Source organism: Niallia sp. RD1 (assembly GCF_024219955.1).
GTDB lineage: Bacteria > Bacillota > Bacilli > Bacillales > Cytobacillaceae > Niallia > Niallia alba.
Genome location: NZ_CP100420.1, coordinates 2,428,653 through 2,451,359, shown reverse-complemented (window position 1 = coordinate 2,451,359; position 22,707 = coordinate 2,428,653). Strand labels below are relative to the sequence as shown.

Annotated in this window: 18 protein-coding genes; 1 reads left to right on the top strand and 17 read right to left on the bottom strand. The window is 38.3% G+C overall.

Annotation, left to right across the window (positions count from 1 at the left end):
* Window positions 1-177 precede the first annotated feature (177 nt).
* Window positions 178-1,146 carry a 5-oxoprolinase subunit C family protein gene (locus NKG37_RS11690; RefSeq protein WP_169188010.1) on the bottom strand — a complete coding sequence of 323 codons (969 nt, stop codon included), beginning with the start codon at window positions 1,144-1,146 and terminating at the stop codon, window positions 178-180.
* Window positions 1,134-1,451 (bottom strand): carboxyltransferase domain-containing protein, encoded by a 318-nt coding sequence (locus tag NKG37_RS11685; RefSeq protein WP_254416251.1) that lies wholly within the window; start codon window positions 1,449-1,451, stop codon window positions 1,134-1,136. Before NKG37_RS11685 ends, NKG37_RS11690 begins: the two co-directional genes overlap by 13 nt.
* A 132-nt stretch (window positions 1,452-1,583) precedes the next feature.
* On the opposite strand from NKG37_RS11685, the gene NKG37_RS11680 reads away from it, so the two are divergent.
* Complete coding sequence (locus tag NKG37_RS11680; RefSeq protein ID WP_254414862.1) at window positions 1,584-2,900, top strand: ISLre2 family transposase; 1,317 nt, start codon at window positions 1,584-1,586, stop codon at window positions 2,898-2,900.
* Window positions 2,901-2,912: 12 nt separating this feature from the next.
* Here the strand turns inward: NKG37_RS11680 and NKG37_RS11675 are convergent, their stop codons facing one another.
* The 15 genes from NKG37_RS11675 to NKG37_RS11605 form a co-directional block, all read right to left on the bottom strand.
* Window positions 2,913-3,515: a 5-oxoprolinase subunit B family protein gene (locus NKG37_RS11675; RefSeq protein WP_254416250.1), complete on the bottom strand. Its 603-nt coding sequence runs from the start codon at window positions 3,513-3,515 to the stop codon at window positions 2,913-2,915.
* A gap of 708 nt (window positions 3,516-4,223) precedes the next feature.
* Window positions 4,224-5,660 carry a 6-phospho-beta-glucosidase gene (locus tag NKG37_RS11670; protein ID WP_254416249.1) on the bottom strand — a complete coding sequence of 479 codons (1,437 nt, stop codon included), beginning with the start codon at window positions 5,658-5,660 and terminating at the stop codon, window positions 4,224-4,226.
* A gap of 11 nt (window positions 5,661-5,671) precedes the next feature.
* Complete coding sequence (locus NKG37_RS11665; protein ID WP_254416248.1) at window positions 5,672-7,549, bottom strand: beta-glucoside-specific PTS transporter subunit IIABC; 1,878 nt, start codon at window positions 7,547-7,549, stop codon at window positions 5,672-5,674.
* 136 nt (window positions 7,550-7,685) lie between these two features.
* Window positions 7,686-8,522, bottom strand: a complete 837-nt coding sequence (licT, locus tag NKG37_RS11660; RefSeq protein WP_101730457.1) for a BglG family transcription antiterminator LicT — start codon at window positions 8,520-8,522, stop codon at window positions 7,686-7,688.
* A gap of 277 nt (window positions 8,523-8,799) precedes the next feature.
* Complete coding sequence (locus NKG37_RS11655) at window positions 8,800-10,698, bottom strand: ABC transporter permease (protein WP_224427478.1); 1,899 nt, start codon at window positions 10,696-10,698, stop codon at window positions 8,800-8,802.
* On the bottom strand, window positions 10,673-11,437 hold the full coding sequence (locus tag NKG37_RS11650; protein ID WP_254416247.1) for an ABC transporter ATP-binding protein: 765 nt from the start codon (window positions 11,435-11,437) through the stop codon (window positions 10,673-10,675). The genes NKG37_RS11655 and NKG37_RS11650 overlap by 26 nt, the downstream gene beginning before the upstream one ends.
* A gap of 82 nt (window positions 11,438-11,519) precedes the next feature.
* Window positions 11,520-12,521, bottom strand: a complete 1,002-nt coding sequence (locus tag NKG37_RS11645; protein ID WP_016204157.1) for a sensor histidine kinase — start codon at window positions 12,519-12,521, stop codon at window positions 11,520-11,522.
* Window positions 12,518-13,222, bottom strand: a complete 705-nt coding sequence (locus NKG37_RS11640) for a response regulator transcription factor (protein WP_016204156.1) — start codon at window positions 13,220-13,222, stop codon at window positions 12,518-12,520. The genes NKG37_RS11645 and NKG37_RS11640 overlap by 4 nt, the downstream gene beginning before the upstream one ends.
* Window positions 13,223-13,311: 89 nt before the next feature.
* Complete coding sequence (locus NKG37_RS11635) at window positions 13,312-13,542, bottom strand: hypothetical protein (RefSeq protein ID WP_016204155.1); 231 nt, start codon at window positions 13,540-13,542, stop codon at window positions 13,312-13,314.
* Between the two features lie 179 nt (window positions 13,543-13,721).
* Entirely contained in the window at window positions 13,722-15,041 is a 1,320-nt protein-coding gene (locus NKG37_RS11630) for an amidohydrolase family protein (protein WP_254416246.1), read from the bottom strand.
* A 12-nt stretch (window positions 15,042-15,053) separates the two neighbouring features.
* Complete coding sequence (locus NKG37_RS11625) at window positions 15,054-16,298, bottom strand: Zn-dependent hydrolase (protein ID WP_254416245.1); 1,245 nt, start codon at window positions 16,296-16,298, stop codon at window positions 15,054-15,056.
* Window positions 16,299-16,405: 107 nt separating this feature from the next.
* Window positions 16,406-17,740, bottom strand: a complete 1,335-nt coding sequence (locus tag NKG37_RS11620) for a YjiH family protein (protein ID WP_254416244.1) — start codon at window positions 17,738-17,740, stop codon at window positions 16,406-16,408.
* Between the two features lie 79 nt (window positions 17,741-17,819).
* Window positions 17,820-19,100: an imidazolonepropionase gene (gene hutI, locus NKG37_RS11615; RefSeq protein WP_254416243.1), complete on the bottom strand. Its 1,281-nt coding sequence runs from the start codon at window positions 19,098-19,100 to the stop codon at window positions 17,820-17,822.
* 3 nt (window positions 19,101-19,103) lie between these two features.
* Window positions 19,104-20,783: a urocanate hydratase gene (gene hutU, locus NKG37_RS11610; protein WP_254416242.1), complete on the bottom strand. Its 1,680-nt coding sequence runs from the start codon at window positions 20,781-20,783 to the stop codon at window positions 19,104-19,106.
* Window positions 20,784-21,198: 415 nt separating this feature from the next.
* Window positions 21,199-22,665, bottom strand: coding sequence for a helix-turn-helix domain-containing protein (locus NKG37_RS11605; protein WP_254416241.1), 1,467 nt, complete (start codon window positions 22,663-22,665; stop codon window positions 21,199-21,201).
* Between the last annotated feature and the right edge of the window lie 42 nt (window positions 22,666-22,707).

Below are 22,707 nucleotides of genomic sequence, written 5' to 3'. Positions count from 1 at the left end.
GTGTATTCCGGCTGCTCTATTTTCCCAACTAATTATATTTCTTCTTGTAAAAAGTATGCGAAAGTAGCCGTTATTCTTTACAGAGTATCTATTTTGATATGTCCCAACCTCAATCTACCATTTATATCTAAAACTTTATTTTCATATAGCCACACAGACTGTTCTTTATTTTCTCCATTATTTTGCTATTAAATGGGTGTTATTTTTGCTTAAAATCGATAACCATTTCATTTGTCTTTTCCATTCTTCTTGAGCTTGCTCGATAGAAACTGGTTGGAACTTTATAAAGTCGCCAGGTTTCTTCTGTGCTACTAAAGGAATATCCACGCCAATGACCATGCCGATTTTTGTATAACCTCCGGACATTTGGCAATCTGCCATTAATAGGATTGGCTTACCGTTTGCCGGCACTTGGATCGTTCCTGGTGCAACAAATTCACTAAGTATATCAGCAGACTTTTTATGTAATAGTGCTTTTCCTTCAAGACGATAGCCCATTCGATCAGATTGATTAGTAATCTGATAGACACTTTCGATAAATAGTTCCTTTGATTCTTCTTTAAACGCCCTATCATGTGGACCCCATACAAATCGAACAGCATCCTTATGAAAGATATTCCGAATAACCGAATCAGATATCCCCCTATTTTTCACCTTTTTTATCCAACTATGATGGATCGGTCCTACTGGAATGCGATCGTTTTTTTGGAGTGCTCTTCCTTCTATTCCTCCATAATTTCCGCGAAGAAAAGTGGATTTACTCCCCATTACTTCTGGAACAAGCATTCCACCAAGGATAGCAAGATAACTGCGACATCCAGTTCTTGCTTTGGCAAATTTCAAAATGTCCCCTTCCTGTACGTGGACAGCTCTCCACATAGGCAGCTCTTTTTCATTTAATGTTGGTGATAAGTCAGCCCCCGTAATTGCAATGACTCCTTCTCCCTTGAAGAGTATTTCTGGTCCTAGTAATGTTATTTCTAGAACAGCATAATCTTGTGGGTTGCCGACAATAATATTAGCCAGTTTTAAGGATAGAGGATCCATTGCTCCACAAGCTGAAACACCAAATGATTGATAGGAATGCCTCCCCAAATCTTGAATGGTTGTTAATAAACCTGGCTTTAAACATTTTATATATTCCATAATTGATTCCGCTCTTTACGTACTTGTTTGCTCCATTTATAAGCATCTTCTGATGAAATCGGCTCATATTTAACATAATCCCCTGCTCCGATAAAGTTAGGAGGATTCTGTGTTACATCAAAGATATTCATTGGTGTCCATCCTACCAGGTGCCACCCTCCTGGAGATTCAACTGTATAAATAGATGTCATACGGTTCGCAATAGCAACAGTCCCTTTAGGAACTTTTGCTGTATGAGTAAAATGTTTGTGGGAGAATAAATATCCTTTTTGTCTAGTTGGGGGACGAGTCCCCCAACTAGACAAAAAGGCCACCAAGCGAAAGCGCGGTAGCTGGAAAAAATTAAGTATTAAAAAAGAGAGCTTCCTTTTGTAAAGTAGAGTTTGACTAGAATACTACGAAAAGGAGAGGCTCTCATGAATCAATGTAACACAAAAATGCCATCATTAAAAGAATTGGAAAAAACTTTATTTCGAACACTACAAATGACCTTTCAAGAAATCCTTGTTCAAACATTAGAAAATTGGGATCTAGAGATTGCTCAGCAACGAGACAAAAGAAGATTTGCTTTACGAGATAAACGAGAAATACGAGTAGATACAGCGTTTGGAGCAGTGGAGCTGAAGCGTAATTATTATTTCGATCGTGTAACCAAAAAATATATTTGTCTGTTAGATCATTATTTACAGTTTCAAGGGAATAAAGGGTTTAGTCCACTATTAGAAGAATGGGGGCTAGAATTAGCGACAAATGGTTCCTCCTATCGAAAGGCGGTGGAAACGTTCGAACAATTTTTAGGCTATTCGGCGATGAGCCACGAAGCATTACGGCAACATCTTCTTCATACAAGCGTACTTCCCGCTAAGGAAAAACGTCCTTTTCAAAAGGTGTTGTTTGTCGAAGTAGATGGATTATATGTGAAGAGTCAAGAAAAGAAAAAGCGTGGATGGGAGTTGAAATTCGCCGCTGTACATGAGGGATGGAAAGAAAACGGAAAGCGAGTCAGGCTCCGAAATAAAAGGCATTTTCTCTATGAAGAAAAAGAACCCTTTTGGGAAGCTTTTGAAACATTCTTACAGAATCATTATGCGTATGATCCAACCCAAACCTTGCTTATTATTAATGGCGATGGAGCAGGCTGGATAACGGCATGTCGGGAGTATTTTCGGGAACGCGCCTTTTTCACCATGGACCGTTTTCATGTCGCTCGTTCGATGAAGCAACTAATGAAGAGCCATCCTCGATACCGCTACATGAAAAGAGCGTTAAAAAACTACCAGGTAGAAACATTACTTCTAGAGTTGAATAGCGCAGTAGGAACAATGGATACACCAGAAGAAGAAGAAAAACTAGCGCATTTCCTCGGCTTTTTAACGCATCATCAGGAAACCATAAAAGATTACCGTAGTTGGTTACAGGAGAAAGGCGTGGACACGACAGCGTATCGTCCAATGGGAAGTGCAGAAGCAATGATGAATCAATTAGCCAAACGATTAAAAAATGGAAGAGCATGGAGCAAAAAAGGCGTCATGAGCATGGCACGTTTGTGGATTGGGTTGAAGGATGATCTATCTATCCAAACGATATATGGAAAATGGGAAAAAGCCACGGAAAAATCAAAGAAAGAGCATCGACCGAAAAGAAAAATACCCACAAAATTAGTAACAGAAACCGTGCGTCAGAACATGCCATACTTAAATCAAGCGATTGGAAAACCCGTTCACTTTGCCTTACAGGGATTAAAAGGTTTTTAAAAAATGAGAGAATCAACAGTTGGAAGAACAAAACCAATTGGAAAGCGGATACAAACTTAGAGGTTTTACTTTATAAAAAAGGGAGCTAAAAAAACTCCCACAAAAACTTGACTCAATCACTTTTGCTGTTGGATTAGACTTTCTAGGAACAATAATTCGTTCGTCTATATCTCCCATATACGGCAGGCCAGCAATAAATCCAAGCATATAAACATAATAGGTCTTTGAAGTAATCATTTTTATAATTTCTTGGACACTATAACCAGTGATCTTTGCTAATTCAGCTAAATCTGGACCATGCTGTTCATCGAAAACAACTGGGATATGGACAACTCGAGACTTTTTCTTCGTTCCATGTATTTCTGTTAATTCAATTTGGGCTAGCTTCTCTTTTAATTGCTCAAAACTTATCAATAGTGGATCATACATTATGGAGAAATTACTCATCGCTGTGACAATATCTTTTACCCCTTCTATTTTTAAAGTCCTTGTTAATTGGGCAAAATGTTGAACCATTTGGTTGTTTTCGATGGATAAAACATCTTCAAACTGGACGATTAAAATCTGTTCTCCCATTGGCAAATAATCAATCTTCCTTGTTCGTTTTACCTCCAAAGCTACTCACCTCTTGAAATTAACCTTTTACTTGTATCATTCTCTAATCGACTTTTATTTTACGAACTATCCATTTATGAAAATATCTGTTTGTATTAAAGTGGAAAATTTTATGTTCATCTAGAGAGGTTAAAAAATCGTGTGGTTGTACTTTGATGTAATTTATTATTCTACCATTCACTTTATACCGGTTATCATAAACCTCTGGTTATTGTTTGTAAATAGTGTTTTTATTAATTTTTTAAAAATTACGACTTATTATCCATCTTCTTTCCGGTTGCTCGGAAACGTAAACTGTGGTTGTAAATCCACCTTCTTTTCCTTGCGATATTCGCTCTTTTGCTTGCGACTCTCCCCCTCTTCCTTGCGACTCCTCCCCTCTTACTTGCGACTTTCCCTCTTTTACTTGCGACTCTCCCCCTCTTACTTGCGACTCTCCCCCTCTTACTTGCGACTTTCCCTCTTTTACTTGCGACTCTCCCCCTTTTACTTGCGACTCCTCCCCTCTTACTTGCGACTTTCCCTCTTTTACTTGCGACTTCCCCCTCTTACTTGCGACTTTCCTCCTTTTACTTGCGACTCTCCCCCTTTTACTTGCGACTTTCCCCCTTTTACTTGCGACTCTCCCCCTTTTACTTGCGACTCTCCCTTATAAGACTCAAATAATGCGTACAAGAAACTCTTGTACGCATTACTAACTATCCTATATTACAATTGGTTGGATAAATCCTCTCCATTAGAAGCAATTACTTTCTTATACCAATGAAATGACTTCTTTTTCGATCTTTGCAATGTGCCGTTTCCTTCATTATCACGGTCTACATAGATAAAACCATAGCGTTTTTTCATTTCACCAGTTCCTGCCGATACTAGATCAATACAGCCCCAGCTCGTATAGCCAAGCAAATCGACACCGTCTTCATCGACTGCATCCTTCATTGCTTGAAGATGTGCAGCTAGATACTCAATGCGATAATCATCTTCTACATACCCTGCTTCATCTGGTGCATCGATTGCACCAAGCCCATTTTCAACGATGAATAAAGGCTTCTGATAACGATCATATAAATCATTCATTGTAATACGTAAACCTAATGGATCAATCTGCCATCCCCATTGACTTGATTGAAGATATGGGTTCTTTACCGTTGGGAATAAATTCCCCGCTGTCTTTTCCACATCGGAATCTTCAGCTGCTGCAACCCTAGAAGCATAATAAGAGAACGATATGAAATCAACCGTGTTTTCTTTTAAAACTTCTATATCATTTGCAGTCATTTCAACTTCAATGCCTTTTCTCTCTAATTCTTTTACTGCATAGGCAGGATAAGCTCCTTTAGATTGAACATCTATGAAAAAGTAATTTCCTCGGTCCTTTTTCTTCGCTTCCCAGACATCTTCTGGTCGACAACTATAAGGATAGTAACTCGCAGCTGCCAGCATACATCCTACCTTATTCTCTGGATCGATTTCATGAGCGATTTTTGTTGCTTCAGCACTTGCTACTAGTTCATGGTGTGCCGCTTGATATTTTACTTGTTCTTCATTTTCGCCTTCTTCAAAGCAGAGTCCTGCTCCAAGAAATGGTGCATGAAGAATCATATTGATTTCATTGAAAGTCAGCCAGTATTTAACAAGCCCCTTATAGCGAGTAAACAATACAGTGCATAAACGTTTATAAAAATCAATCAGTTCTCGGTTTCTCCAGCCGCCATACTGCTCGATTAAATGCATTGGACAATCAAAGTGAGTAATAGTCACTAACGGTTCGATTCCATATTTATGACATTCTTTAAATAGATCCTCGTAAAACTTTAGTCCCTCTTCATTAGGTTTCATTTCATCCCCTTTTGGAAAAATATGGCTCCAGGCAATGGATAATCGATATGTTTTAAACCCCATTTCCCCGAATAGAGCAATATCTTCTTTGTAATGATGATACATATCAATGGCTTCTTTCGCAGGATAAAAATAGCCTTCCTCAAAATCAAACATTTTCTTTTTACCAGTAATAATGCTTCTGCGATCTGGACCAGTTGGAATCACATCAACATTCGCTAAGCCTCTGCCACCTTCGTTAAATCCACCTTCACATTGATTCGCAGCGGTTGCACCGCCCCATAAAAAATCTTTTCCAAATCCCATTTTTGTTCCTCCTATTTCATGACTTTGATGATTTCCTCGCCAAATTTAATTGGGCCTTCATTTGCAATAAGAATATCTCCTACTTCTGCTGAGTTTGTAATGACAACAGGCGTAATCGTTTTATATCCTTTTGCTTTAATTCCTTCCAAATCAAATTGAATTAATTTGTCACCTATTTTGATTTCTTGATCTTTTTCCACGGAATACTCGTATCCTGCACCATTCAGTTGAACCGTATCGACACCAACATGAATCAACAACTCTACTCCGTCTTCACTTGTAATCCCAATAGCATGCTTGGAATCAAATATTGCACTAACGGTACCATTCACTGGTGATAGGACGGTGCCTTCCGTTGGTTCAATTGCTACACCTTGTCCTAAAATTTCTTCAGAAAACATGCCATCATCTACTTGTTTTAAACGGTGTAATTTTCCTTGCAGTGGGGAAACAATCGTTGCTCCACTGATATTCAATTTCGGCGTTGCATTTGTCGGCGCTTCGTTTGATTCTGCTGTCTCTTCAGCAACTTGATCTTTATATAGAATTAATGTGGCGATGAATGTTACAACAATACTAATAACTGCACCAATACATGCATAATAGAAGAAAGTTAACGTGTTATCCCCAATATAACTCGGTAAAGTTAGGAGACCTGGTGAACCACCAGAGAAGTTTCGCACTCTGAAAATCCCCATAAATAGTCCACCGGCTGCTCCACCAATCATTGCAGCATATAGTGGTGTCTTAAAGCGTAAGTTAACCCCGTATAGAGCCGGTTCTGTAATACCAAACAGCCCAGTCAAACCTGCAGAATAAGCTAATTGCTTAATCGTACTATCTTTTGATTTAATACCAACACCAATTGCAGCAGCACCTTGACTCACATTGGAAGCAAGCATTCCTGGATAAATCACTGTATCAAAACCAGTTGTCATACGATTGTTAATACCAATTGGAACTAGACCATAGTGGGTACCTGTTGCAACAAGCAATGGAGTAAATGTTCCAACCAATAATGGCACAATCCACGGACTAACCGATTCTAAAGCTGTTATCCCGTTTGATATAGCATCACTAATTAAATATCCTATTGGTCCTAATACTACTAAACTAACTGTTCCTACTATAAAAATGGTAATCAATGGTTTACTAAAGAACTTAATAGCCTTAGGTGAAACTTTGTCTGCAATTGGTTCAATATAGGACATAAACCATACAGATAGAATAATCGGAATAACAGAAGAGGAATAGGATACTGCCGAAATAGGAAGCCCCATCAACTTTATCGCTTCTCCACTCTCTTTCGCAGCCGTAACCATTGCAACGAAATTTGGATGCAGTAGGATTCCTCCAACCATCATAGCTAAAAACATATTTGCTTTAAACTTTTGTGCAGAAGAAGCCGCTAGCAAGATAGGTAAAAAATAGAATGCAGTATCTGCCATGAAATTAATAATCTGATAAGTTTGACTTTCTGTTGTCAGCACCTTAGACACTACTAATATAGATAAAACTGCTTTTAACATCCCCGCTGCCGTAATAGCTGGAAGAATTGGGGTAAAGATTCCCGTAATGGTATCAATTACTTTGGCAAAGGCAGATCGCTTATCTTCTACTTTCTCTTCTCCCCCATCATTAGAAATATTAGTTTGGTTAATGATCTCTTTATAAACATTACCTACATCACTTCCAATGATAACTTGGTATTGTCCTCCTTTATTTACTACCCCCATTATTCCTGGAGTATTTTTTAACGTTTTTTCCTCTGCTTTTTGATCATCCTTTAAATTAAAACGTAATCGTGTTGCACAGTGAGTCAAACTTTTCACATTTCCCTCACCACCAACCTTATCGATAATTAATTTCGCTAACTCTTGATAATTCATCCGGTTTGTCCTCCATTCTTGTAAAACCTAAAAATGTTTGTTGTAGTAGAAAAGGAATAAAAAAAATACCTAAATGAAACCCCACAACAGTTAGCGGTGTTTCATTTAGGTATAGCCTGCATTATCAGTAACAATCCTAATCACTGGTTATTCTTTTTATATGAATCGTCAGATAGATTAACTCATCTTCTTCTAGTTCTCTTCCAAATTCTTTCTTAATATACTCTCTAATTTTCAATGCACAAGCATACTCATTAGTATACTTTTCCTTCAGCATGAAAATGAAACTGGACGTTCCTGCATCATCCAATTTAACACCACTGAACATTCGTTGAAAGAAAAATTTCAAGTGCGTGATAAATCGTTCATAATTAAGCGAATACTCGTCCAAATCAATTTTAAAATGATATTTTACAATATTAAGGATATTTTGGATAACCTTTGCCATTTCTGATACTCGACTAACTTGGCCCATATCAAGCTCCGCATTGACAATATGCAAGGCGATAAATCCAGCTTCATCTTCTGGTAAATCAACACCGAGTCGGTTTTTTACAATCGATAACGCTTCTTTTCCAATCAAGAATTCATGATTATAAAATCGTTTAATCTCCCAAAGAAGAGCATTCTTGATTTCCATTCCATTCTCATAGCGCTCAATTGCATAACTGATATGATCGGTTAATGTTAAGAAGATATTTTCACTTAGTTTTTTCCCAAGCGAAACTTTTGCAAAGCTGATGATTTCATTTGCTACCTGAATATGTTCCATCGGAATCGAAGATAACATCTGGGTTAATTTATTGACACTCCACTCTTTTGAACTGAGATACATATTTTCAATCTTCGTTTCATCAATAGTGTCGCCGACCTTTTTCTTAAAGCCTAGCCCTTTCCCCATCACGACAAGTTCTTGATTATCATCATTCCTAGACAATACGATATTATTATTAATCACTTTCAATACATTCATAAGATAGTCCCTATTCTTTTATTTTCTTCATCTACAACAAAAAATAGGTATAGCCCACAATAAAGCGGTAACAATCCTTTAAAGTCAGTCTAGCATAGGTAATTTCTACTGTCAATTTGATATTTCCTGAAAATCTCGAAAACTACTATCCCTCGTTAAGTCCGATTAAGAACGGGGAAGACTGATCGAAAACTCGCTTTGCGGTTAACAAATAAGGCGTATAAATTAGTTTTTCCCAACCAATTTATACGCCTTATTCTTTTCCACATATTATGACTTAAAGGATGATTCTTTTCACCTGTTTAACGTAGAAGTAGCGAACAATCAAGAAATAAAGAAGCTGAATCAAAGCAAAGCTTCCTAATACTAACGAGGCCTCTACTGTGATATTAAAGTCAAAGAAATGAGATAAGGCAGTTAGTGCAACGGAACCGTGAATTAATGCTACTATAATCGGTGAGAAAAATAACAGGGCTATTTGTCTATTCACGACTCTTTTTAACTCACTCTCCGTTAATCCAATTTTCGCAATCGATTGGAATTTGCGCTTTTCTTCTTCTAAATCGGTGAATAAGCGGAAGTAGAGAAAGCTTCCTGCAGAAACGAAGAATACAATTCCAATAAACAAGCCGATAAAGAGAATCGGTCCATATGCTTTATTGATTTGATAAATTGTATAGTCAACAGAAAAAGCTTTAAACGGTAATTCTTTATCTAATTGTTTCCCTACTTCAACTACTTTATCTGTTTGTCCTTCTTTCACTTGCCATACGACACTGTGATTACTTTCTATTGGTTCATTAAGCTGGTCATAAATCTTATCATTCACTACATAATAAGCCTTTATTTCTGTTAAAACAGACGCTTCGATTACTCGAGTCGGAGATATTTCTTGACCCCTTTTTAAAGGAATAGCTGTTTCCATTAACTCTTTACTGGCTTTCGATTTCCCATTCATTAAGACTGCATCACTTTGTTCCACGACAATCGCTTCGTTTTCCTTAGGATGAAGTTCTGTCTCTCCAATTAGCCCAGCAAAGCTATTATAATCAGATGCTCTCGCAATTAAGACGCTCTCCTTTTTTCCAGTTACTTGATAATAGTTCAGCTGAACCTGTTCCATCATCGCATCCAATTTTTCATCTTTAAGAATAGCATTCACTTGGCTAATATCTTTTTCGATTACCTCTTTGCTATCATCTCCTAATGGAGAATAAGTGAAAGTGTATCGATTTATATCTTTTATCCCTTTTGTTAAGTACGCTTGGAAACCGTATAGGGTCCCAATTGCACTAAAAGCAACTGTGGAGATAATTGCCACCAAGAAAAAGGTTCTTGCATTATCCTTCATCCGAAAGGATAAATCGGAGAACAGTAGCATATTTGTTTTTTTCCAAAAGATAGACTTATTGCCTTTTAGCTTTCGGATGACATACACGCTCAATTGAGTAAATAAAAGATAAGTCCCTAGTGTCACTACGACAATAACTGGTATCATTGCGTAAATCACAAATAACCCCTTCACATAAACCGCAGTACCATAACCTACAAGCAGAAGCAACGCTGCTAGAATGGATAGAAGTAAAGAAGCTTTGGGCTCTCCTTTTGACTTTTTGTCTCCCTTTATTAAATCAATCAATTTATTGGTACGAAGAATAAACGAAACAAAGACCGAAATAAGGAAAAAGAGAATAAGAAAACTAATAAATGTCACGATAATTGCCCATGTAGGGAAATAAAAATCCAATGATTCGCTAATAATTAAAACATTCTCAGCAATCAAAAGAATGACTTTTGCAAATACTAATCCTGTTAAAATACCACTTACTGTTGCAAAAAATCCAATTAATATATTTTCTAAGAAAACTAAGAGGCGAATCTGCCGATTGGATGCTCCAAACATCATTAATAAGCCAAATTCTTTCTTTCGTGACTGTAAGAAAGAACTCATCGAATATAAAACAAAAAAGAAAGAAAACACATAAATAATTCCGCCAGCAACCCCCATTCCAAATACAGCCGTTTCATTAACGCTGGCATCTGAAAAGGCCGGATGGAAAGCAAAGATAGCAAAAGTGAAGAAAACCATTACCGTAAACATGCTGCTTAGGAAGTACGCAATATACAGCCGTTTATTGCGTAGGACGTTATTAAACGCGAACTGACGAAAAGTCATTTCCGTCGCCTCCCATCAACGAAAGCATATCGATTATTTTTTGGAAAAATGCTTGCCTACTATCCCCTCGATGAATTTCCGAATGCAGCTTTCCATCACGAATAAAGATTACTCTATCTGAATAACTAGCTGCTTGTGGATCATGTGTTACCATTAACAAGCTCGTTTGCTTCTTCTCATTAATGGAAACAAGCATATTCATCACATCTTTTGCTGCTTTCGAATCTAGGTTTCCTGTTGGCTCATCTGCCAATAATAGCTTAGGTTCATGAATCATCGCTCTTGCAATAGCGACCCGCTGTGCCTGACCACCTGAAATTTCGTAAGTACGTTTATTTAGAATCGCGGTGATACCCAAATCTTTGGCAATCTCTTCTGCCTTCCTCTTCATTTCTTTGACAGGAGAACCATCTAAAGTTAATGGCAAGACAATATTTTCTTCCACCGTTAATGTATGCAATAGATTAAAATCCTGAAAGATAAATCCTAATTCATTTCTTCGGAACTTAGCCAGTGCATTTTTTTTGAGCGTATGTGGCATTTTCCCTTCCATCTCAACAGAGCCTGCCGTAGGGGCGTCATTCGTAGAAATAATATTTAATAAAGTTGTCTTCCCACTTCCAGAAGGACCCATGATCACAACAAATTCGCCTTTTTCAATTTCAAAATTAATATCAGTAAGGGCACGGTAAGCTACTTTTCCTTCGTAAACCTTACTTACGTTTTTAAGTTTAAGCATAATCTTTCTCCTCTCCAACAATTCTAGTAAAAGTATAGCCTGAATGAGATATGCCATACTATCGATTATGCTTTCATTAACCTTACATGGATGTAAGGTTTTGCGTGTTGGAAAAAATAATTCTTACCGTTGTGCCTACTCCGACCTTTGATTCCAATTCAAGACGATGTTCTAATCTTTCCGCTACTTCTTTAACTAAATAAAGCCCCATACCGGTAGATTCTCGATATTTGCGTCCATTTTCTCCTGTATAAAATTTATTAAAAATACGTTTCACATCTACAACTGGTATCCCCACCCCAAAATCTTGCACTTCAAGAATGGCTTCCCCTGACTTTTCATAAAGGGAAAGAATAAGATGCTTTGCTTTTCCTGTCGAATATTTAACGGCATTATGTACAAGCTGTGTTAATAGAAAAAAGAGCCACTTTTCATCTGTCTCTACTGTTATTCCTGGCTTCTCTTCTTTAAATTGAGGATACACTTCATTGCGAATGTAAAAGCGCTTGTTTTCCTGATTCACTTCGTGTATTAGCTTGGAAAGAATAACAGGCTTAATCTGAAAATCCTCTGTAATGGTACGAAGTCTTGCCATATAAAGAACGGTATTCAACCCGTTTCGCATTCGGTCCGTCTCTTCCCGGATACTTGATGATTCTGGCTCATCAAGCGTTTGTGCTGTTAGTTCAATAACAGAAAGTGGTGTTTTCATTTGATGAACCCAACGATCCATAAATAGTAAATGCTCATCCTGTCGTTCCTCTGCTTTTTGGATTTCTTCTTGGAATAAACGATATTGTGCGAGTAATAATTGATCAAGCGCTTCTGCAATGGGTTTTGCTTCGGCAGTCTCAAGCGATCCATCCAATGTTTCCATTGGACTCTCCAACCTTTGATAGAATTTTCTTCTACTTATATATTGATATAGCAGGAATGCTGTTATAAATACGATTGATAGAAAAATAGCATATAAACTTACTCCTATCCCCCGGTAACCATCCAACCAAAATAGAAAAGGAATCAAAACACATTGGAACAGTTGTACCATTATCAATAAAATATGCTCGCGAAGGAATAGCTTCATGCATGTCCCTCTTTCCAAGTCGGACGCAAACGATACCCCGCCCCTCTTACCGTTTCCACAGCCTCTTCAATCCCTAGCTCTTGGAACTTTTTCCGGACACGAGCAATATTTACATTCAATGTATTCTCATCAACATATGCTTCGTCATCCCAAAGCTTTGCTAATAAATCCTGCCGTCCAGCAACACGAGGATATCGATCAAGTAAGCTTTCGATAATGTCTGTTTCCTTTTTAGTCAATTGGGTCACTTTGTCTTTAAATCGTAATTCAAAACGTTCCGGATATAAGCTCAAACCCTCTTGATGAAGCACTCTTTCCTCATGCTTAGTCGCATATTCGCCGTATGCACGGCGTAATTGACTTCTAATTTTCGCCATAACAATATCGGGATGAAAGGGTTTTGTAATGAAATCATCCCCACCATTTTCAATCGCCATTACTTGGTCCATCTCACCTGTTCTCGCTGAAATAAAAATTACTGGGCAAATGGATTCTTTACGAATTTGCCGACACCAATAGTAGCCGTCATAACTAGGAAGATTAATATCCAGTAGTAGAATGTCCGGCTGCACTTCTCTAAATGTATCTATTATGTTTTCAAAATCGATCGTTATGATCGCCTCATATCCATATTTTTTTATGTAGGTGCTGAGATATTCTGCGATTTTCGCATCGTCTTCAATAATCATGATTTTCTGCATTTTTTACTCCTATTGATTCAAGTCTATTACATTAAATGTAACATAGGTAATTTTTTAAAACTATTGTTATCATTTATTTTGTCCATATCTTAACATATTGTACAAAAAGATACCTCCCACATAATGATATTCACAACGTTGATGTCATCCTCATTTGCTTGGATGTCACAGAATAACATATTATCCTTTGTCACTGGATTAGAAGGCTGCATATATAATTCTATTTCATGCGCTCCTGCTTCTGATACAACAAAATGATACTCCAGATAAGGTACATCTTCTCCTGCAGTAATATATTCAGTTGTTGGAAAAGCCTTCATAGCAGATAAAGTCTTGCCATAGCCCTAAAGCACATCAAATCGATAAATATCTCCTTGCTTATTCGTAGCATCCTTATTCAAGAAATAATGTTCTGCTTCGATAGAAATATAGCCAGTTGTTTCAATATATATAAACGCAGTAAGAAATCCTACTGCTCAGCCATATTTGAAATTTCACCTTATCTCCCTCTATTTCTTTCAAAAAAAGCATTAACCCGCTTCCCTATAGCATCCTCCGAAACCGTCAAGAGCTTCCCATCTCCTACAATCTGTTTTCCTTCTACAAAAACATCTTTAATAGCATTGGGCTGCATTGAATAGACAATATTTGCGATTAAATTTGTCTTTGGCAGCAACGATAGATCATTCGTATCAATCGCTACAAAATCTGCTTGCATCCCCTGTTCTAATTTTCCGATTGGCAAATGCAATATTTCTCCGGCATTTTTCGTTCCCATCTCAAATACTTGCTGGGCATTCACACATGTTCCATCAAGTCTATCTACTTTTTGTAAAATCGAACACATTCTCATTTCTTCAAAAACAGATATTCGATTATTGCTACATGCACCGTCTGATCCTAAGGTGATGTTCACTCCTGCTTTGGCTAAGTCGGGAATTTTCGTAATTCCATCAGCGAGAAACATATTGCTGGAAGGGCAATATACAAGGGATGTGTTTCGTGAACCTAACAGCTCTATTTCCGTTTGCTCTAGCCAAACTAAATGAATCGCAATCATGCGCTCATCTACTACTCCTAATGAATCCAAATAATGAACTGGTCGAAGTCGATATTTTTCTAACGTCTCTTCGACCTCAAACGGTTCCTCTGCTACATGAATATGGAAGGGGGTATCTATTTCACATGCGAGACGATGCCCAGCTTTAATCATTTCTGGAGATGCGGCATGAGGGCTGTGTGGCGCAGGCTGTATATGTACCATTGAACTGCCTTGATATTTTTTTGCTAACTGATACGTCCTTGAAACAGCTTGATTTATTGTCTCAATATACGCTTTTGGAGCTCCATCCCAATCATACATCGTCCGTGCTAGCACAAGTCTAATCCCAACATCCTTCGCAGCCTGGATAACTGCTTCATCATATGCTATCCCATTGTTATGCACATAGAAAAAATCACTGACAGTCGTCGCCCCATAGCGGAGCATTTCTCCAAACGCAAACAAAGCACCAGTGTAAATCGCCTCTTCATCTAAGTATGGCGTATATTTATATAATGCCTCATCCCGCCATTCCAAAAATGGTCGATCGACCGCAATTCCTCTTAGTAAACTTTGAAAAGAATGATTATGCGAATTTACAGTGCCTGGAATAATCGTTTTTCCTTCTAATGAATGAACAGTAGCTCCTTGATACTTTCCCTTTAACTGCTCAGTCGGACCAATTTCCTTAATCACTCCATCTTCCACATACAAACTATATTGCTCTTTAAAAGTTCCGTTCGTATAAATACTCTCCGCTATAAATAAGTTCCCCACCAATTCTCCTCCTTAGTGACTGTTATCCAATGCTAAAATAGAATGTAGTAAAACGTTGCCGACTTTTTCAATGTCCTCCATCCTGCTCTCCTCTTCTGGACAATGACTTTTCCCAGCTAAACTCGGAACAAATAACATACCTGCTTGGGTAACCGATGCCATATGGGCAGCATCATGACCTGCCATGCTTCCTAATCGGTAAGACGGATAGCTAAGATTAGCCGCCTGCTCCTCACAGCATGCTACTATCTTTTCACTCATCGGTACCGGTGCTTGATCAAGCTTTACTATTCGTTTTAATTCCACCTTTCTATGCCTATGCATGATTTGCACCTTCTCTTCCCATTTTGCTAACACATCTTGAATTTTCTCCTTTGTTTGCCCTCTAAGTTCTAAAGAGAATGTCACTTCACCTGGTACAATATTCGTTGCATTTGGCTTTACGAAAACCTGACCAATTGTCCCAACAACCTCTTCATCAGGATAATTCAATAATATTTCTTCTAATGCGAGTGCCATACTTGCTGCGGCTAAAAATGCATCCGATCTATCCTTCATTAATGTCGTCCCTGCATGATTCGCTTCCCCTATTACCGTCACTTCTTCACGGTATATGCCAGTAATGCCCGTTACAATTCCAACTGGGATATCACGTTGGAGTAATCTTTTTCCTTGTTCAATATGAACCTCCAAATAGGCGGCAAATTCATGATGGTTTCTTACAGCACTTGCAAAGTGATTTGGATTTCCGCCTGCATCCTGTAATGCGTCTGTTAATAATCGCCCGTCTGGATCCGTGACACCGCAAATATCTTCAGCCGTTATTTTTCCAGTCATCGCTCTACTACCAAAAGTAGAGAAACCAAATGGGTTAGGCTCCTCTGCACTAAATGAGACCAGCTCTAATGGATGCATTGTATTCACTTTATTTTCCTCCAACACATGCATCACTTCTAAAGCCAAAATCACTCCTAGCGCCCCATCATAAATGCCTCCATTTGGTACCGAATCAATATGAGAACCAAATGTAAGAACAGGTAATTCTGGATTAGTTCCTTCTCTTCTCCCCCAAACATTTGCTGCTTCATCTACATGAACAGCTAGATTCAATGAATGAAGCTCCTGCTTCAACCAATTTCTCGCTTCCATTTCAGCGGGAGTAAATGTCGTCCGATCCATACCTCCATTTGCATTACGACCAATCTCCCCTAAAGCAAACAGCTTCTGTTCTATTCTTTGTTTATTTACACTAAGCATTTTCCCCCTCGCTCCCTCTCGTAATTCTTTCAATCTATGATTAACAACCAAACTCCCCTAACCAAAAGTCAGGAGAGTTTTAGATTGTCATTTCTAAAAAAAACAAACTATAAAAGCAAAAATGCAAGTGGTGTTACAATAATCAGCGTCAGGATCGTTCGCTCAATCCAGATGACAAGTAATTTAGGAATACTTATCGGAATATCAGTTGATAGAATACAAGGAACGAGAGAAGAGAAAAAGATAACGGCTGAAACGGATAACGTACCAATTACGAATCTAGTAATTAATTCCGCCTCCGCAACAAGTCCTGCTGGTAAGAACATTTCTGCAATCTCAACGGCTGATGCTTTTGCAGCTAGCATCGGATCTGGAATTTGCAGGATCCATGTAAATGGATAGAAAATCATTCCGATGATATCAAAAACCGGTGTATATTCTGCTAACACTAAGCCGAGTAACCCAACAGATAAAATCGATGGCAAAATACCCATTGTCATAATAAATCCATCTTTTAAATTATTAACGATATTTTTAAAGATTGGTAAGGAGTTATCAGCAGCATCCATTGCTTGTTTCCATGCATGGTGAAGTCTATTCTCTTTAATGACCTCTTCTGGATTCGCATTCCCTTGATAATACTCCTCACTCATTCTGTTAAGTGGCCATATGCGAACGGTGATGGCTGTTACGGCAAATGTTACAACTAACGTAACCCAGAAATAAATATTCCAAATATCCATTAAACCTAATGTTTTTGCCACAACGATCATAAAAGTGGTAGAAACAGTCGAAAAGCCTGTTGCAATAATCGTCGCTTCTTTAATATTGTACTTTCCTTCTTTGTACACTTTATTTGTAATCAATAGACCAATCGAATAGCTTCCTACAAAGGATGCCACTGCATCAATCGCAGAACGACCTGGGGTTTTCCAAATTGGGCGCATAACTGGCTGCAAAAGGACTCCTATGAATTCTAATAATCCATATCCAGCTAATAATGCTAAAAACACAGCGCCAATTGGGACAAGTACACCAACAGGGATTACTAGCTTATCAAATAAGAATGGTCCCATTCCTGGTTCAAAAAACCACGCTGGTCCAATTTTAAAAACATAAGAAATAGCAAAAATAAGACCGATAATTTTGAAAAAGGATAAGACAATATTGACCGCGTTTTTATTCCACGATTTATTAACAAAAGGATAAATAGCACCAAATAATATAACGAGTAATGCATAATATGGTAAGGCCACTGGAACGGATTGTTGAACAAAGGTGACTAGATGATCGAGTGGGATTGTGGAGCTGTCATTAATGGTAATAGGAATGAAAAATGTAAAAATACCAATTAAGCTATAAACAACAAACTTAAAAACTTTTAGACTACTATTTGGGCTTTTACCTTGTTCTAATGGAATTTGTCTTTCCGTATTTTCCATGTGCTTTCCTCCAATACATGATTTTTTATAACTATTACTTTTGGTGGAGAAGGAGCTAGCTATCTCCACCAAATCACTACTACCTTTTTTGAAGCTGTTTTTCTATGACCACTGGCACTCCTTTTTTTATCACTGTATCTACGTGGTTCATTCCATATTGATAGGATAAGGTTAGGTAGTTTGGTACATTGAAAATAGTTATGTCTGCCTGCTTTCCTTTTTCCAAGCTACCTATTGTGTCTGCGCGGCCGATTGCGTGGGCAGCGTTTATCGTTGTAGCGGTGAGAACCTCTTCTGGTGTCATGCCCATTTTCAAGCACCCCAAATTCATAATGAACGGGAGTGATAGGGTTGGCGAGGAACCTGGATTGGCATCTGTCGATAAGGCAACAGCGACACCACTGTCAATCATTTTTCTTGCCTCTGCAAATTCTGCCATTAGGAAAAATGCGGTACCTGGTAATAAAACAGCTATGACATCACGCTCTGCCATCTGTTCAATCCCTTGACTAGAAGCTCTTAATAAGTGATCTGCAGATATCGCACCTACTTCAGCCGCTAGTTCTGCCCCTCCGTATGGTTCAATTTCATCGGCATGAATTTTCGGAATTAATCCATGTTCCTTCCCAGCTTCTAAAATGCGTCGTGATTGTTCTGGGGTAAACACACCACGCTCGCAAAAGACGTCATTAAAAGTAGCTAAGCCTCTGCATGCCACTTCTGGAATCATCTCGTCAATGACTTGATCAACAAATCGTTCTGGATCGTCTTTATCTGCCAGCGGGATGGCATGTGCGCCCATAAAAGTAGAAACGATATCCATGTGATGATTCTGCTGTAGTTTTTTTGCAACCTCGAGTTGTTTTATTTCATGCTCTAAGGACAAGCCATAGCCACTTTTAGCCTCTACTGTTGTCACACCATGGAGTAAAAATTTATCTAATCTAGCTTTTGACTCCGCAAATAATTGCTCAAATGATGCTTCCTGTGTCGCCCGAGTTGTGGCATGAATCCCTCCGCCTGCGTTCATAATATCCATATAGGTTTTTCCTTGTAGACGCATCGCATATTCATTCTCTCTTGTTCCGGCATGGACTAAATGTGTATGCGGATCGATTAAACCAGGGGTTACCGTCTTATTCGTCGCATCGATATGATTTGCAGCCACAATCAATTCTGGATATTTTGCTTCGATTGCACTTGTTTCTCCAACATCAAGAACCTTACCATCCTGCACGAGTACTGCTCCATTTTCTATCACATTAATCTCACTCATTGCTTGTTTTTTAGCTGGCTTTTCCGTATGACCTTCTACGGTAATTAGTTGTGCTGCATGTTTAATAAACAGTAAATCCGTCAAGCATTACACCTCCGCATTTTTTAGCATCGGAATATGGATTCCTTTTTCTTTCGCTGTTTTCACAGCAGATTCATAACCTGCATCGACATGTCTAACTACCCCCATACCTGGGTCTGTCGTTAATACTCGTTCGATTCGCTTTTCCGCATCCTTTGTTCCATCTGCTACAATAACCATGCCTGCATGAAGAGAGTAACCCATCCCAACACCGCCACCATGGTGAACACTCACCCAACTAGCTCCACCGACACTATTAATCAATGCATTTAGAATCGGCCAATCTGCTACCGCATCACTACCATCCTTCATTCCTTCCGTTTCACGGTTAGGAGATGCAACAGAGCCAGAATCTAAATGGTCACGTCCGATAACGATTGGTGCTTTTAATTCTCCACTTGCAACCATGTCATTAATAATTTTTCCAAACCTTGCCCGTTCCCCATAGCCAAGCCAGCAAATACGAGATGGTAAACCTTGAAAACTGATTTTTTCCTGAGCCATTTTAATCCACTTACATAAAGCCTCGTTTTCGCTAAATTCCCTTAAAATTACCTCATCTGTTTTATAAATATCTTCCGGATCACCTGATAATGCTACCCAACGGAATGGTCCTTTTCCTTCACAGAATTGAGGACGAATATATGCTGGGACAAAGCCAGGAAAATCAAAGGCATTCGCTATCCCTTCATCTTTTGCAACCTGGCGAATATTGTTTCCATAGTCGAATGTTACTGCCCCTTTAGCTTGCATGTCTAACATTGCCTGCACATGTGCTGCAATACTCTTTTTCGCTAATATGGTATAGGTTTCCGGATTGGAAGCTCTCAATTCTGCTGCTTCCTCAAGAGTCATATGTGTAGGTACATAGCCATTCAGTGGATCATGAGAAGAAGTTTGATCTGTCAGTACCTCTGGAATAAAACCTCTATCAATCATTTGTGGTAATATTTCAGCAGCATTTCCGAGTAGGCCAATTGAAAGGGCGCGACCTTCCTGCTTCGCCTCATTTGCCAAACGGAATGCCTCTTCCAAACTATCTGTGGAGATATCCAAATATTTCGTTTCTAGTCTGCGATCAATACGATGTTGGTCCACCTCTATCGCAATACACACGCCTTCATTTAAGGTTACTGCTAACGGTTGAGCTCCACCCATTCCTCCTAGACCAGCAGTTAATGTGATCGTTCCTTTAAGACTGCCTCCAAAATGCTGACGAGCACATTCTGCAAAAGTTTCATAAGTCCCTTGCACAATCCCCTGACTACCGATGTAAATCCAGCTTCCAGCAGTCATTTGCCCATACATCATCAAGCCCTTTCTATCTAATTCATGAAAGTGGTCCCAGTTAGCCCATGCCGGAACAAGATTCGAATTAGCAATCAACACTTTGGGCGCATCTTTATGTGTTCGAAAAACAGCAACTGGCTTCCCTGACTGAACGAGTAATGTTTCGTCCTCCTCCAATTGTTTTAATTCATTAACAATCGCTTCATAGCATTCCCAGTTACGTGCTGCTTTCCCTATGCCTCCGTACACCACTAATTGATCGGGATTTTCCGCTACTTCTGGACTCAAGTTATTGTTTAACATTCGTAAAGCTGCTTCAGAGATCCAATTTTTCGCGTGTAATGTAGTACCTGTATATTGTTCTACATGTCTTTTTATCGTTGTCACATGTACCATCCCCTAAATAATTAAATTTTCTTATAATTAAAACTTTAACAAAATTTATAAATTATAATAGGTAATTATCTTATGAAAAAGGATAATTATTTACGGGTTGTATCTGACAAGCTGGATGTAAACGGTTAAATTTATGATGATAATTTTGGATTGGATAAAAATATTAGATGATAACCTGTTTTATTGTTTTCAACGCAGTTAAAAATCAAAATATCTAAAGACGTCCTTGCCAATTATTTCTCAATAGGAGGCATCTTCTTAAGGCTTTTTTCGTAAAGTTTGTTGCTATCGCCCGCAGCCGGAATACACTTCGCTTTCCGTGGGGCTCGGGCTGAGCCCACAGGAGTCTACGTGTATTCCGGCTGCTAATTGTTTCCAACTAATTCTTTTTACCTATTGAAGATAACAGCCTATATTAAAATGTTTGCTGTCTGATAAACTCTCTTGGGGATAGTCCGGTTTGTTTTCTAAAGATACGACTAAAGTAATTTGGGTTATTAAAGCCGACTAATTTTGCTGTATTTTGGATTGGCGTATCGGAGGTGCTTAAAATATCCTTTGCCTTTTGAATACGGATATTTGTCAGGATTTCTCGAAAGCTTCTGTTGTTTTTGTTGGTTAATAAATAGCTGAAGTAGGATGGACTACGACCGATATGATTTGCTACTTCGACTAATGATAAATCGGAGCGGTAATAGTTCTTTTCCATATATGTAATCGCTGCTTCCATTATATCTAGCTTTGGTTTTTCTACTTGTTGATTTTGCACATCAAATAAGTAATCAATAAACAAAATTATTTCCTGGACAATTCGATATAAAACACTATCGTTTAAGATTTTATTAAAAACATCCTTATAATAATTCTCACTGTTACTGTCTTGGAGTCCGCTTTTAATCATATAGCGACGAACCTGTGCAAGAATACTCGTTAACCTCGTTCGAAGCATACTAGGAGAAGGATAAGGACTTTTCATACTGAAAAATTCTCCATACATCCATGCCTTTATTTCACTAATTTCTGTTTCATCGAGCATATAGACCCAATCCCGCTGCTGTTCCATTGTTAAAAAAGGATCTCGTTCTATCCAATCATGAAATTCATTGGCCAAAATCACTTGGCGGTATCCTGTATAAAACGTTACGTTTATCGCTTTTCTTAAATGATTATATGTCTGATAGAGGGAATGCTGGTTACGACGACTGATGGCTATTGCGAGCGGCGCATCATGCTCGATTTCCCATTCTCTTAAGAACCGCTTTGCTTCGTTGATTTCATCCTGTATGTCATGTTGAAAGGCAAGGACAAGATGGTCACTCGTCGAAAAAATAACAGGCTTGTAATAAAAATCAAATTCATTACTAAATGTTCTTATTTCATCCAATGCATCGTTCCATTCACTTTCTATGAGAAACACTGGGTATTCATAGGCTATCAGGTCATCAATAAATAGCGCTTCATATTTCGAGTCATATGCTGTTCTAGAATTATTTTTTTCATCAGTTGTAGGAGTTAATTGCATACGGATTAATTCTTGAAAGGCTTTTTTAACGAGATTCGGTGTTAAAGGTTTAACAAGAAGTTCCACTGCTTTAATCGACATCGCCTGCATCGCACGCTCATAAGTAGTTTCAGCTGTAAGGGTAACAACCTTTTTGGCATATCTATTAATATAGGATTGAACCATCTTCCAATGGGTATCTGGAATCATATCTAATTCAATAAACAAGATATCTGGTAAGTCTGTTTCAAGAACCGTTAATACTTCTGCCAGCTCATTTCTTTTCTCTATGATAAAATCATGTGATGAATATTTAGAAACAAGCCATTCAATTCCATTCACTTCTTGCCTGTCACGGTCTGCAATCAAGATTTTAAACATAAAAAACCTACTCCCTTACAATAATGACTTTGACACTATTAT